Annotated in this window: 7 protein-coding genes; all 7 read left to right on the top strand. The window is 57.3% G+C overall.

The window, feature by feature from the left end; all coding sequences use genetic code 11:
• The first annotated feature begins 41 nt into the window (after positions 1 to 41).
• Complete coding sequence (gene smc / locus AURMO_RS05655; RefSeq protein WP_110233881.1) at positions 42 to 3,593, top strand: chromosome segregation protein SMC; 3,552 nt, start codon at positions 42 to 44, stop codon at positions 3,591 to 3,593.
• Between the two features lie 33 nt (positions 3,594 to 3,626).
• Positions 3,627 to 4,295 carry an FHA domain-containing protein gene (locus AURMO_RS05650; RefSeq protein ID WP_110233879.1) on the top strand — a complete coding sequence of 223 codons (669 nt, stop codon included), beginning with the start codon at positions 3,627 to 3,629 and terminating at the stop codon, positions 4,293 to 4,295.
• 44 nt (positions 4,296 to 4,339) lie between these two features.
• Complete coding sequence (locus tag AURMO_RS05645; RefSeq protein ID WP_110233876.1) at positions 4,340 to 5,155, top strand: PP2C family protein-serine/threonine phosphatase; 816 nt, start codon at positions 4,340 to 4,342, stop codon at positions 5,153 to 5,155.
• Between the two features lie 80 nt (positions 5,156 to 5,235).
• The gene (locus AURMO_RS05640; RefSeq protein ID WP_110233874.1) at positions 5,236 to 6,342 is read left to right on the top strand and encodes a serine/threonine-protein kinase; all 1,107 of its coding nucleotides are present in this window, start codon (positions 5,236 to 5,238) and stop codon (positions 6,340 to 6,342) included.
• Between the two features lie 2 nt (positions 6,343 to 6,344).
• On the top strand, positions 6,345 to 12,077 hold the full coding sequence (locus AURMO_RS05635) for an Ig-like domain-containing protein (RefSeq protein ID WP_110233872.1): 5,733 nt from the start codon (positions 6,345 to 6,347) through the stop codon (positions 12,075 to 12,077).
• Between the two features lie 22 nt (positions 12,078 to 12,099).
• Positions 12,100 to 13,062 (top strand): AAA family ATPase, encoded by a 963-nt coding sequence (locus tag AURMO_RS05630; RefSeq protein WP_110233870.1) that lies wholly within the window; start codon positions 12,100 to 12,102, stop codon positions 13,060 to 13,062.
• Entirely contained in the window at positions 13,062 to 14,324 is a 1,263-nt protein-coding gene (locus tag AURMO_RS05625) for a DUF58 domain-containing protein (RefSeq protein WP_110233868.1), read from the top strand. Before AURMO_RS05630 ends, AURMO_RS05625 begins: the two co-directional genes overlap by 1 nt.
• Positions 14,325 to 14,327 lie beyond the last annotated feature (3 nt).

Below are 14,327 nucleotides of genomic sequence, written 5' to 3'. Positions count from 1 at the left end.
TTAGTTAGTGCGTTCGCACTGCTGACCGGGGAGCCTTCGACGTGTATCTAAAAAGCCTGACGCTCAAAGGCTTTAAGTCGTTTGCCCAGCCGACCACTTTTGCCTTCGAGCCCGGTGTCACCTGTGTGGTGGGACCCAACGGTTCGGGTAAGTCCAACGTCGTTGATGCGCTCGCCTGGGTTATGGGTGAGCAGGGTGCAAAGACTCTCCGCGGCGGCAAGATGGAAGACGTCATCTTCGCGGGAACCTCCACCCGCGGCCCGCTAGGCCGCGCCGAGGTTCTGCTCACCATCGATAACTCTGATGGTGCTCTGCCCATCGAATACTCCGAAGTCACCATTAGCCGAACCCTGTTCCGTAACGGCTCGAGTGAATATGCCATCAACGGTGAAAACTGCCGTCTGTTGGATGTTCAAGAACTTCTCTCTGACTCCGGTCTGGGTCGCGAGATGCACGTCATTGTGGGTCAGGGTCGACTCGATAACGTTCTTCAGGCCAGCCCAGAAGATCGCCGCGGTTTCATTGAAGAAGCTGCGGGAATTCTCAAGCACCGTCGCCGCAAGGAAAAGACTGTGCGCAAGCTTGAAGCGATGCAGGCTAATCTCACCCGTCTGACTGACCTCGCAACCGAGGTTCGTCGCCAGCTCAAGCCCCTGGGACACCAGGCCGAGATTGCTCGTGAAGCACAGAGCATCCAGGCTGAGGTGCGCGATGCCCGCGCACGCATCCTGGCTGATGATGTTGTTCAGTTGCGCACCACTCTCGACGCCCATAACAAGACCGAGTCTGAGCGTCACAGTGAACGTATCGTGCTGCAAGAACAGCTTGAGCGCACCATGTTGCGCGTGCGCCGTCTCGAAGCAGACCAGAGTGCTGATGATGTTGAGTCAGCCCGCAAGACTGTCTTCGCTCTTGAATCTATTCAGGAACGTCTACGTGGTCTCTATAACCTCGCTAATCAGCGTCTCGCCCTCCTCGGTGCAGACACTGACCAGCAGCCATTGGGCTCGGGTGTGAACCAGGCCATGATCGAGGGCGCTGAGTCTGAGGTTGAGGTTATGCGTGGCATCGTCATTGCTGCTGAAGCTGCCTGGCAGGCTGCCCAGCAGGCGACTGTGGTCGCGCGCGAAAAGCTGGACTCTATTGACGAGCAAATCTCAGCACAGTCCGCTCTGGTTTCTCAGCACGATCTGGAACTGACCAGCCTGCGCGGAAAGAAAGAAGCAGCTGACTCTGCACTGGCTGCCGTGCGCGGTGAAGTTCTGCGTCAACAGAACGCACTGGATGCGGCAACTGAGCGTCGTGTCTCTGCTCAAGAAAACTTGGCCCAGGTTGAGTCAGATTCTGCTGACACCACCGCGGGTGAAACGGGCCTGAATGACACATATGAGGCAGCACAGGCTGCTGTGGTGGAAGCAGATGCCACCATCGATCGTCTGCGTGATGAACTCCACACCCTTGAGCGCGAACGCGATGCGCTCCAGGCTCGCACCGGCGCACTCTCGATGGCTCTAGATCAGAAGGATGGCTCCTCTGCTCTGGTGAAGGCCAAGCTTTCCGGTATTCGTGGCCTCGTCGCCGAGCACATCCAGGTTAAAGCCGGTTTCGAAGCAGCAATCGCAGCGGGACTTGGTTCGCTCTCTGACGCTGTGCTGGCCGATGACATGGACTCTGCCATCTCGGCACTTGCCAATGTGGATCGTGACGACCTCGGTCGCGTGGAAATTGTTGTTGCGGCCAAGCCGGGCAAGAGTGCAGTTTCCTTACCCAGTGTTGTGGGTGTTGTCCCCGCCTCTGACGTGGTGACTGCGCCGGAAGGTGTGTTGGCACTTCTCGCATCCACCGTCATCGCCGATGACCTGGATGCAGCACGAGCTGCATGGAAGCAAGGCTTGGACACCTCCGATGCCAACGTCACCATCATCACCAAGGCAGGTGAAGTTCTCACCCGCTTCGTGCTGCGCGGTGGTTCTGGCTCAAAGCAGAGCCGTATTGAGCTTGTCTCTGATCGTGATGCCGCCCAGAAGCGCCTCGACGAAGTTATTGGCCTTATCGACAAGGCACGCCTGGATCTTGCTGACCAGCGCGGTGTTGCCCAGGTTGCCAAGGAACGCTCCACCGCAGCACTTGCTGCACTGCGCGAATATGATTCACAGCTGGCTGCCCGCTCGGAAGCACTCAACCGTGCTCGTGTTCAGGTCGAAGCAGCGATTGCTGAATCTGAGCGATTGAGCGCCTCACTGGCACTGGCTGCCACTTCTGTTGAGGAAGCAGAGCAGAATGCACACCGTGCCACGAGCGAACTTGAGTCTGTCGAGTCTCGTCCGCGCCCCATCCTGGATGTTTCTGCTCGTGATGAACTCTTTGCTGAACTTGAACAGGTTCGTGAGAAAGAAGTTCAGTCACGTTTGGAGCTCGAAACGGCGCGTGAGCGCGTTCGTGCTGAAGAACTTCGTGTGGAGGGCCTGCGCCAGCAGCTCGAGGCTGACCGTGCTGCAGCAGAAGAAGCAGCACGTCGTGCTGTTGTTCGCCGCCGCCAGATTGATGCCGCTGCCGGTGTTGCTGAAGCACTGCCTGCCGTTCTGGACTCCGTCGATCGTTCCGTTTCGGAAGCACGTGTTCTACTGGGTCAGCGCGAAGCGGACCGTGCAGCACAGAACCAAGAACTCATCACCCTGCGTCAAGAAGAATCACAGCTTCGTGAACGTCTGCACTCGATCACCGAGAACGTGCACGGGCTGGAACTGCAGATCTATGAAAAGAAGATGCAGCTCTCTGGTTTGCTCGAGCGTGCAGGTAATGAACTCGGTCTCGTTGAAGACGTCCTCATTGCCGAATACGGCCCCGAGGTGGGTATCCCTGTTGCTCTGGATGCAGATGCACCTGCGGATGCTGAGCCCGAAACTAAGCTATATAACCGTTCTGAACAGCAGACTCGACTAGAGAAGGCAGAGCGTAAGCTCGGTCAGCTCGGTCGTGTGAACCCGCTGGCGTTGGAAGAGTTTGCGGCACTGGAACAGCGCCACACCTTCCTCACCGAACAGCTCACCGACCTCACCAACACCCGCAAGGATTTGATGACCATCATCGAGGAAGTCGATTCCACGATGCAGTCGGTCTTCCAGGCAGCCTTCGATGACACTCAAGCAGCATTCGCTGAAGTGTTCCCCATCTTGTTCCCCGGTGGGTCAGGAAGCATTGCTTTGACCAACCCCGATGATCTCCTCACCACCGGTATTGAAGTCATGGTCAAGCCTGCGGGTAAGAAAATTGACCGTCTGAGCTTGCTCTCTGGTGGTGAGCGTTCGCTGGCTGCCGTTGCTCTGCTCGTGGCCATCTTCAAGGCGCGCCCTTCGCCGTTCTACATCATGGATGAGGTTGAGGCCGCTCTGGACGATGCCAACCTGGGTCGTCTGCTGGCGATTTTCGAAGACCTGCGTAATTCCAGCCAGCTCATTGTGATTACTCACCAGAAGCGCACCATGGAAATCGCGGACGCACTCTATGGAGTCTCGATGCGCCAAGATGGTGTCTCGGCTGTGGTCGGTCAGCGCGTGGCAGCGAAAGAGTCCACTGAAAAGGAAAGTGCGTAAGCTTTCGCAAGCTTGCCGCCTTGGTTTGCACAAATGAGCACTCCTGACGACAACACTCGCATCAACGTGAACGATGACACCGTCATCGGCGCTGATGCCAGCGATGACACCATCATCACAGTTCCAATTGATGAAACAGTTGTGGGATCAGTTGAGATCATCGATGACAGCACGGTCATCGGAGATGTTGTCCCGTCTGAGGAAACTGTCATCACTAGTGATGACACGGTCATCCCCGAAACGACAGACGAATACAACACCCTCATCGGCTCTCTCATGGACACCTCTCTGGGCCTGAGTGGACTGATTGAAGAAGTTGAGGAGAGCTCTGGTGACGTCGGGGATACAGCTCCGCAGCAGGAACTCATCTCCCGTTTTCGTTTGCGTCACATCAATGGCACCAAGTACGAACTGACCAAGCCGTTGATCATGGGGCGTCTGCCTGCAGCGCCCCTGCGTGGTGATCGCGGAGTGACTCTCGTTGTTCTTGCCTCACCTGATGGTGTTGTGTCGTCCACTCATGCCCGTGTTGAGGTGCTCGGTGATGTGGTGGTGGTGACCGACCTGCGCTCAACCAATGGCACCCGTGTGATCAATCCTGGGCAGCCCACCGTTCTGCTTGCCCCCGGGGACTCGATGGCGCTCGGGGTTGGCGCGATTATCGACCTCGGTGACGGTAATAGACTTGAAGTTCTTGGTTAGCTGTTTTCTTTCGGTTGTAGCCCCATAATCTTGGAGATTTTCCTGTGACTGCCCTAGGCCAGAACTCGACCGGCACGACTGTTGTCGACACGAGCACTGGTGCGAGCGTAACCCTCTCCTGGGCTGCCGGAACGGATGTGGGAAACCACCGCGCTAACAACGAAGACTCCTATGCCATTGCCTGCCCCGTCTTTGCTGTGGCGGATGGCATGGGTGGCCACAGTGCCGGCGACATTGCCAGCGATTGTGTCGTGCAGCGCATTGCCGGCTTGGAGAAGCCAGGATTCGCTGACTTAGACGCCCTCGAGATGGCACTGGCTATGTCGGTAGTGGACCTGCGTAACAAGCTCACCGAAGATCAGCAGGGTGCGGGGACAACAGTCACGGGTGCTGCTTTGGTCCAAGAAGGTGACCAGCTGCAGTGGGCTGTTTTCAACATTGGTGACTCGCGCGTCTATGTGAAGCTCGATGAAACCTTTGAACAGGTCACCGTGGATCACTCGGTTGTGCAGCAACTGGTGGATGCAGGAACCATCACCAAGGAAGAGGCGGACTACCACCCTCACGCCAACGTGATTACCCGTGCTGTGGGCATCATCGATGAGCCCATCCCTGACTATGTGGCACTTCCTGTCGTTCCCGGCATGCGTTTGTTGCTGTGTTCTGATGGCTTGACCAAAGAGCTCACCGATGTCGGAATTGAGCACTTTTTGACCAACGCTCCCACGGTGGAGGATGCCGTGAGCGAGCTCATGAACGCCGCGCTGACCAATAGCGGTCGTGACAACGTCACATTGATCGTCATTGACGTTATTGCGGTCACGGTGGGGCACACCGAATCCTCAGTTTCACCTGCCTAAACTTCAATTGCGCTGAATTTACGGCGTTATTTGCGTTGAGCTCTCCGAGACTCAATCCAGGTTGACGAAGGTGGTGGGACATGTCGAGACGACTTCCCTCAACTCCGCCTGTGCTGCCTGGATTCACATTCGTCCGTGTGTTGGGCTCTGGTGGTTTTGGCGACGTGTTTCTCTATGAACAGCAGCTTCCCAGGCGCAATGTTGCTGTGAAGGTTCTGCTGCCTGAGGTTGTGAACCCTCGCGTGCGGGACATGTTCCAATCTGAAGCTCAGTTGATGTCTCAGCTGAGCACACACCCCTCGATTTTGAGTGTCTTCGAAGCTGGCGTGAGCGCCGATGGTCGCCCCTATCTCGTGACAGAGGTGTGTGTCAGTGGTTACGGCGAACGCTTTCGTGCAGAGACGATTCCTGTGGCAGAAGCCTTGCGCACCGGTATACGCATTGCTGCTGCACTGGAAACTGCTCACCGCGCCAATGTGCTTCACCGCGACATCAAGCCTGGCAACATCTTGGTTACCGCCTATGGCCACCCGGTCTTGAGTGACTTCGGAATTGCCTCCTCGGTCTATTTGGGTGATAACTCCACCGCAGTGGGACTCTCGGTGCCATGGTCTGCTCCTGAAGTCATTCGTGAGAGCACCACAGGTTCAACAGCTTCAGAGATCTGGTCGCTGGGCGCCACGGTGTATTCGTTGCTGGCAGGGCGCAGCCCCTTTGAGATCCCAGGCAAGGACAACTCTCCCGGTCACCTCGCTGGCCGCATCTTGAAATCTAAGCCGCAGCCCATTGGCCGTAGTGACGTTCCTGCTCGTCTGGAAGAAGTTCTTAACCAGGCGATGAGTAAGAACCCCATCGACCGTCCACACTCGGCACTCGAGTTTGCTCGGCAGCTGCAGCAGGTTGAGACGTCAATGGGCTTAGCTCAGACTCCTCTGGATGTTGTCGGTGATGAGTGGGGTTCCACCGCGATTGTGATCAATGAGAACGATCGCACCGCACTGTCCCCGCTCGATGCCCACTCCACGCCAAGTTGGCGACGCCAGGGTTATAACTCCACTCCGGCAGAACGTGATGAGCTTGCGCTCGTCGCTGCGCGCCGCCGGCGCAAGCTCCTGATTTCTGTCGTCACGGGTGTGGTGGCAGTGGTGGCTATCGTCACTCTCGTCTTGGCAGTGGTGGCCGGATAATCATGATCCGTTCGTGGTTACGCCGCCTCCTCGGGGCAACCCCACGCCGTCGCACCATTATCAAGTGGACGGCGGCAACCAGTGTGCTTTCACTTCTGGTCATTGGCGCACTCGTGGCCACCGGGTATCAAGCGCAGCGCGTGAACCTCGATGATGGTGCTGTGTGGGTGACTAACGGTGACAAGCAAGCTATCGGTCGTGCCAACACCAAGGTCTTTGAACTCAACACCGTGCTCACCACAGATTCCAGTCAGATGGATCTGGTGCAAAACGCTCAACACGTGTTCCTCATTAATGACGCCACGCGTTCATTGGATGTGGTTGATCAGGCAACCGGAGAGGTCTCGGAGAGCATCCCACTTCCACAGGATGTGACCTATGCGGCGCTCTCTGGTGACAACGTCATCTTGCACGCCCCCAGCTCTGGTGATGTGTGGGTTATTCCTGCCGCAACCATCTCCACCTTTGATGCGCAAACCCAGCCCGCCAACTTTACGGTTGGTGCGGACTCTGTTGTGGCGGTTAATGCTCAAGGCTTCCTCGTGGGGGTCAGCGCCAAGCTTGGCACTCTCTCCAGCATCAACACATTGACTTCCGTCACACCCGAGTCGAAGACTCTGGATGCGAAGCTCAACACGGGCAAGCTGGAGATCACGCTGGTGGGGGACCGGTGGGCTGTGCTGGACCGTGAATCAGCAATGCTCATCACCGCTGGCCGTGTCATCTCTGTGAGCGCAACCGCCACTGAACTGGCTCAGGCGAAGCTGCAGCTTCCCAGCGCCGTGGGCGTGAACGCGAGCAATAACGCGTCTACGAATGTCTCGGGCACCTTATCTGTGCTGTTAGCAACCAGTTCAGGGCTTTCTGCCATCAACCTCGACAGTGGTGAGACTTCTCTCATTACTGCAGCAAACGGTCGACCCGCTGCTCCTCTGATTGACGGGGACTGCGGTTATGCAGCGTGGTCTGGTGGCACCGTGTGGTCGAAGTGCGGTTCAGCTGGGGACAGCACGGACAATGCAGAATCCATGTCTGGATCTGCCCAGCTGACGTTCCGCGTGTCTGATGGTGTTATTGCGCTTAATGATGCTGCCACTGGTTTGGTCTGGGCGGTGCAGGGTGGAGTTCGCCTCATCGACAACTGGGATTCACTCCTGGCTCAGCAAGCTCAAGAACAGCAGGTAGTCCAAACCAATAACGCTGATGCCCCTGAGTATGACAAAAACCCAGCACCCCCGGTTGCGGTCGATGACGATCTGGGTGCCCGTCCAGGTCGTGTGACTGCTCTCCCTGTTCTTCTCAACGACTACGACCCCAATGGTGATGCGCTCGTCATTGACTCGGTGACAGGTATTCCTGCCGGGCTCGGTGAGATTTACATCAACGCTGACCGTAATCAGGTCATGGTTCGTCTTGCCCCTGATGCTGCCGGTGCTACCCAGTTCGACTACACGATTTCTGACGGCCGCGGCGGCGAAGCCTCCGCCACCGTCACGCTCAACATTCGTCCTGATTCAGAAAACTCTCCACCTGTTCAGGCTCGCCCCACACGCACTTCTGTGGCCATGGGCGGGCAGGTCATTGTGAATGTGTTGGGTGACTGGGTCGACCCTGATGGCGATGCCATCTTCGTTGCTGCGGCAACAACCGAGGAACCAGACTCACTGTCCTATTCACCCGCAGGTCGTGTGGCATTCACCGACTCTGGTCGCGGGGGTGGCGGAAACAAGCAAATTGCGCTTGAAGTCTCTGATGGCCGTGCATCAGGTTTTGGTTCCGTCCAGGTCAGTGTGAAGGCAGCTGGTCAGGTGCCGATTGTTGCTGAAGCATTTGCCGTGATTGCGGTTCAGGGCCAGCCGGTCACCATTAATCCTTCTCCGCACATTCGCGGGGGAACTGGTGTGCTCAGCCTGACTGGTGTTCCAGCTGTTCCTGGTTTGGATATTGTTACCGACTTCGCCAACTTCTCCTTCTCTGTAACCGCGTCCCGCACAGGATCCACCTATGTCACCTATGCGGTGACAGATGGTGATGCCACCGGCTCGGGTCTGGTGCGCATAGATGTGATTGATCCGCCTGAAGTTTCCGCGCAACCGATTACCTCTGCTCACGCGGTCTATGTTCCGCTGCAGCAGTCTCGAACTGTTGATGTGACCGCCACCGACCGCGATCCTGCCGGCGGTGTGCTCGTGGTCACGGGAACCATGAATGTTCCTCTTGAATCAGGTATTCAAGTAGAGGTAGTCGACCACAGACTTGTGCGGGTGACGCTCACTAAGCCACTAGATGCAGCCGTGTCCTTCGGATATCGCATCAGTAACGGTATTTCTCAGAGCGAAGGCACCATCACGGTTGTGCAAACACCAGCACCAGTGGTTGCCCAGGCACCTGTTGCTGTTCCCGATGTGGTGGCGGTGCGCGTGGGAGATGTCATCAGCATTCCTGTCCTTGCCAACGACATTCACCCTGACGGTGGCCAGCTCACCTTGGCACCCACCCTCGATCAAGATGTTCCCTCCGGTGCAGGACTGCTCTTCGTCTCGGGGAACCAGCTGCGTTTCCTTGCTGGCAACAACCCGGGAACCTACTCGGCCGTGTACCGCGTCAACGCAGATAACGGCCAGTGGGCCAGTGGCACGGTCACTATCTCGGTTCGTGCCATTGACGAAGACACCAACCAAGCACCTAATCCGCGCACCGTGACCGCACGAGCTATGTCTGGTCAGACTGTGCGTATTCCGATCCCGTTGGTCGGTATCGATCCTGACGGTGACTCAGTGCAGTTTGTGGGTCTCGACACCAACCCTGAGAAGGGCTCCATCACGTCAGTTGGTGGTGACTGGATTGAATACGAAGCTTCTGCCTATGCAACCGGCACTGATTCCTTCAGCTACTCGGTCGTAGATGCTCTTGGAGCTCAGGCGAGTGCCACCATTCGCGTCGGAATTGCAGAGCCACTTGCCGGTGGCCGCAATCCCATTGCGGTAGCCGATAACGTGATCGCACGCCCCGGATACACCGTCTATGTCCGTGCCTTACAAAACGACAGTGACCCTGATGGACGTCCGCTCTCCATTGTGACGGTGACCCCTCAGGATGATTCCGTCACGGCAGAAATCGTGGGCGATCTGGTCAAGATCACCGCACCACTGACCCCTGGACGCTATGGCCTGATCTATGAAATAGAGAATGACCTGGCAGGTTCCGCCTCCAACTTCATCACTCTCGATGTTCAAACACAGGCACCACTGGCTAAGCCCGTCATCTCTGATGCGGTGGTGAGCCTGACAGACATCCTTGGCCACAACAGTGTCGATGTAAACGTGATGGCGAATGCCTTCTTCGCTGATGGGCCGGTATCGAGCCTGCGCCCCACCATTGTGAACGGCTACGGCCAGACTGCCCGTGTGATCTCGAGCAATACGGTTCGCGTGCAGGTGCTGGCACAAAGCCAGATCATCCCGTTCTCTGTCGCTCACCCCGATGACCCCAGTGTCACGTCGACGGCGTTTATTTGGGTCCCCGGCACCGATGATGCCCTGCCTCAGCGCAAGCGTGGTGTTGCTCCGCTGACCGTAGTGAGTGAGCAAACCCTGCGTATCAATATCAACGACTACGTCATTGCCGCATTGGGTAAGAACGTGAAGCTGACGGATTCCGCAACGGTTCGTGCGACCCATGCAGATGGCTCCAGGCTTGTCGTCAACGACACCACGCTGAGCTACACCAGTGAGGATCGCTACTTCGGCCCGGCCTCCATTTCCTTCGAAGTCACCGATGGTGATTCCGCCACCTCTCCCGGTGCTCACACCGCCACGATTGTGTTGCCGATAACCGTGACTCCTCGCGAAAACATGCCTCCGGTCATGATGGGCGCCAACATTGACCTCGAACCCGGTCAAGAGAAGACCCTCGACCTCGTCCGCGTCACGCGCTATCCCTACGTCGATGACCAAGATGAGCTCGAATACACCGTCTCAGGTGCCGGTCAAGGTGTCAGCGCGACATTGGACGGTCAGACGCTGACGCTCAAGGCCAGCGACGACGCTGCCAAGGGACGCACCGTTCCGTTGACCGTCACAGTCAAAGACAAGGTTGCGGACGGTTCTCCAGGTCAGATCATTATTCGTATCGTGCCCTCGACCAGGCCTTTGGCTATCCCGGCAACGGACAGCATTGTGGCCAAGCGTGGTGAAACCCAGACCGTGGACGTGCTGGCCAATGACCAAGCCACCAACCCCTTCCCAGGACAGCCTTTGAAGGTTCTTTCGGTCCGCGGTCTCGATGGTGGAAACATTCCTGCGGGGGTCACCGTGACTCCATCTGCAGATAAGTCCACTTTGACGGTGACGGTCTCTGGCAACGCTGACCCCAGTGACACCACGCTTGAATATGAGGTGGCAGACGCCACCAACGACCCCGATCGTTATGTCTGGGGCGTCATCAACATCTCTGTTCAGGATGTTCCTAACGCGCCACAAGCCCCCACGCGTGCTGCTGGGTTTGTTTCTGGAACTCTGACCCTGTCGTGGCCAGCGCCAGCTGCCAACAACTCGGCGATTACCAAGTACACCGTCGAAAGTGACGGCGGCTACCGCAAGGAATGCACCTCCACCATCTGTTCGCTGGATGGATTGCCAACCGGTCAGCGTTTCCGCTTCACCGTGAGTGCCACCAACGCCATTGGTACATCTCAGCTGAGTAACTGGAGTGAGCCACTGAGCGCAGACGTCATTCCAGCAGGGCCTGCCCAGGTCAATATTTCCACCGCGGCATTTGATTCTTCTCACCCCGAGGGTGGCGGAATTAATGTCTCCTGGAGTGCTGTGGGAACGCCCTCTGGTGGTAGCCCTGTCAGCAAGTACGTGGTCACCATCATCGAAGATGGCACCACCGTGCGGGCAAGTTACGACCAACCTGCCAATGTGACAAGCCTCCCCACGCTATGGCTAACCCCCGGGCACTCCTATGTTGCTCGCGTCACTCCGCAGAACAACGCAGACACCGAAAACTGGAACACCACCAGCTCTGGATCTATCGTTGCTATCGGCGCACCGCAGCCAGCAGGTGGCCTGGTGGCCACCCAGACTGGCGCCAACGGTGAAACCACGCTGAGTTGGAACCCCGTGGGTGCCAACGGTGCTGGATCAGTGACCTACTACGTCAAGGGTGGAACGTCTTCCTTCTCTGACGGAAGCTGCCTCGCTGGTTACCAATCAGGGGCGACCAATGTGGGCTCGGCAACGTCCTGGAATGACAACTCTTCCAAGAGTGTGGGCACTTACAACTACGTTGTCTATGCCGACAACGGATTTAGTTGCGTTGCCCAGACAACTAGTCTCACCATTGCACAGCGCATTCCAGGAGCTGCGTCCTATGACGCAGCCAGCTGTCTTGAATTCCCTCTGGCAACACCAGCAGTGACATGTTCCACAGCGACAAACGGCCAAGAATTTGTCATTCGCGTGGAAAACCCCACAGTTGCCTCACTGCAGTCCTCCATTCGAACCTGGCAGATCCAGATTGGCAGCACCTGGGTTGATCTGACCGAGGTAGCCGGGGCATCCACTCCGACCTACCAAATCGACAAAACCGCCTACTTCCAAGCCGGAGGAACCTCCGGCACAGGCCAGACTGTTGTTATTCGTGGCTGCACAGCTGCAGGTGACTGCGGTGCTGGCGGTTCCACCTCCAGTGGAACACCCGCTCCCTTCTACATTCCAACCCAGAACTAACCGCTCCATCGAAAGGCACAACATGAGTATGAAACCCGAACAAGCAGCCGGGTTCCAGAAAGTTTTCGACAAGCTCGTCGGAAACGTGGAACAGGTTCTTCTGGGCAAGAATCGAACCGTTCGCCTGGCATTCACTGCCATGCTCAGTGGTGGTCACCTCCTCCTCGAGGACTACCCCGGAACGGGTAAGACCTCGCTGGCTCGTGCAATGGCGCAGAGTGTGCAGGGAAGCCACTCACGTATCCAGTTCACCCCTGATCTTCTGCCCGGTGACATCACCGGTGTGAGCATCTTTGACCAGAAGAAGGGTGCCTTCGAATTCCACAAGGGCCCCATCTTCTCCAACATCGTTCTCGCGGATGAGATCAACCGCGCAAGCCCCAAGACGCAGTCGGCTCTGCTCGAGGTGATGGAAGAGCACCACGTGACCGTGGACGGTGTGACCCACCCCACCGGTGAGCCTTTCATGGTCATTGCGACCCAAAACCCCATTGAGCAAGCCGGTACCTACCGCCTCCCCGAGGCCCAGTTGGACCGCTTCCTCATGAAGGCATCCTTGGGCTACCCCGACCATGCCTCAACCATGCTCATCCTGGAAGGCTCTGCCAAGAAGCAGGCTGCTGAACTCGACGGTGTTGTGCCCGCCGAGATGGTGGTCAAGCTGATTGAACTGGCCAAGAGCGTCCACGTTGACCCCGAGATCAATGACTATGTCTCCCGCATTGTCGAAGCCACTCGCTTTGCGCCAGAAGTTCGCCTGGGTGCCTCGGTCCGTGGTGCTTTGGCACTCATTCGTGCGTCACGAGTTCACGCAGCATCGCAAGGCCGCCACTTCGTCATCCCTGATGACGTGAAGGCACTTGCTGACTCCGTTCTTTCTCACCGTCTCGTGCTGGACCCCGAGGCTGAGTTCGATGGCGTGACAGCAAACAACGTTGTGGGCAAGATCTTGATTGATCTTCCCGTGGGAGCACCTGCCGCATAATGAACTTCCGTGTTGTCACCTCGCGAGGCTGGGGCTGGGCTGTTGTAGCCCTGCTCTGCCTTGTCGTGGGTGCAGCACAGGGATGGATTGAACTCATAGGTTTGGGTGTTGCTGGACTGCTCACCTTTGGTCTGGCCACGCTCTACGCACTCTTTCGCCACTCTCATGAAGTGTCCTTCCACCTCGCTCACGAGCGTGTGGTCGTTGGAGATGAAGCACAGCTCGTCGTGACGGTGTCTAATCCCACTGGTCACTCACTGGCGTCGCTTGATGTGGTTGTTCCCGTGGGGGAGCAGCAGGTGGAGACTCAGGTGGGTCGACTGCGTAAAGCTGCGCAGGACGACATCACCTTGCCTGTTCCCACCGATCACCGTGGCATGGTTCAGGTGGGGCCTGCCCGTGTCATTCGTCAAGACCCGCTGGGCCTTATCTCGCGTGAAGTTGTTCACGGGGATGTGCGCACGCTGTTCATTCACCCCAGAACTATTGGCTTGCTCAGCATGAGCACGGGCTTTGTGCGAGATCTGGAAGGTAATCCCACCAGGGACCTCACCGACAGTGACCTGTCTTTCCATGCGCTACGTGAATATGTTCCCGGTGATGATCGCCGCAACATTCACTGGAAGTCCACGGCGAAGACGGGCCAGTTTATGGTCCGACAGTTTGAGCAGACTCGTCGCAGTCACCTCATGATTGTGCTGGACACCGAACCAGAAGTATTTGCCACCGATGATGAGTTCGAATTAGCCGTCAGTGCCGCGGCATCACTGGGTGTTCGTGCTATTCGCGACACCCGTGATCTCTCTGTTTTGGTGAGCGCCGATGCTAGGCCCGCTTCAACCGGCCGCCTCAGTGCTTTGCGTGAAGCTGCACGAGAGCTGGCTTCACGTCGCCGTGCTGAACGTGGTTCTGCACCTGCCCGAATTCGAGCGATGTCTACTGTTTCCCGCGACCGACTACTCGACGAACTCTCTGGAGTTCACCTGCAAGAGGGAAGCCCCAGCATTGTGGAGCTCTCACGCTTGGCCTCAGCGCAGGCAGCAGATGTGTCCATTGCGTTCCTGGTCACCGGTGCTGCCGTGGACTCGAAGACCCTGCACTCTGCCTCTGTGGCATTCCCTGCCGGGGTTGAAGTGGTTGTGGTGAGTTGTGCTCCTGAAGCTTCTCCAGTTACACGCCGAATGGGCAGACTAACTGTGGCAACCATTGGTCGCCTCGACGATCTCCAGCAACTCCTCGGCAAACGCATGGCGGTGTCGTAATGA

Source organism: Aurantimicrobium photophilum (genome assembly GCF_003194085.1).
Taxonomy (GTDB): domain Bacteria; phylum Actinomycetota; class Actinomycetes; order Actinomycetales; family Microbacteriaceae; genus Aurantimicrobium; species Aurantimicrobium photophilum.
This window is presented reverse-complemented; position numbering and strand designations above follow the sequence as displayed.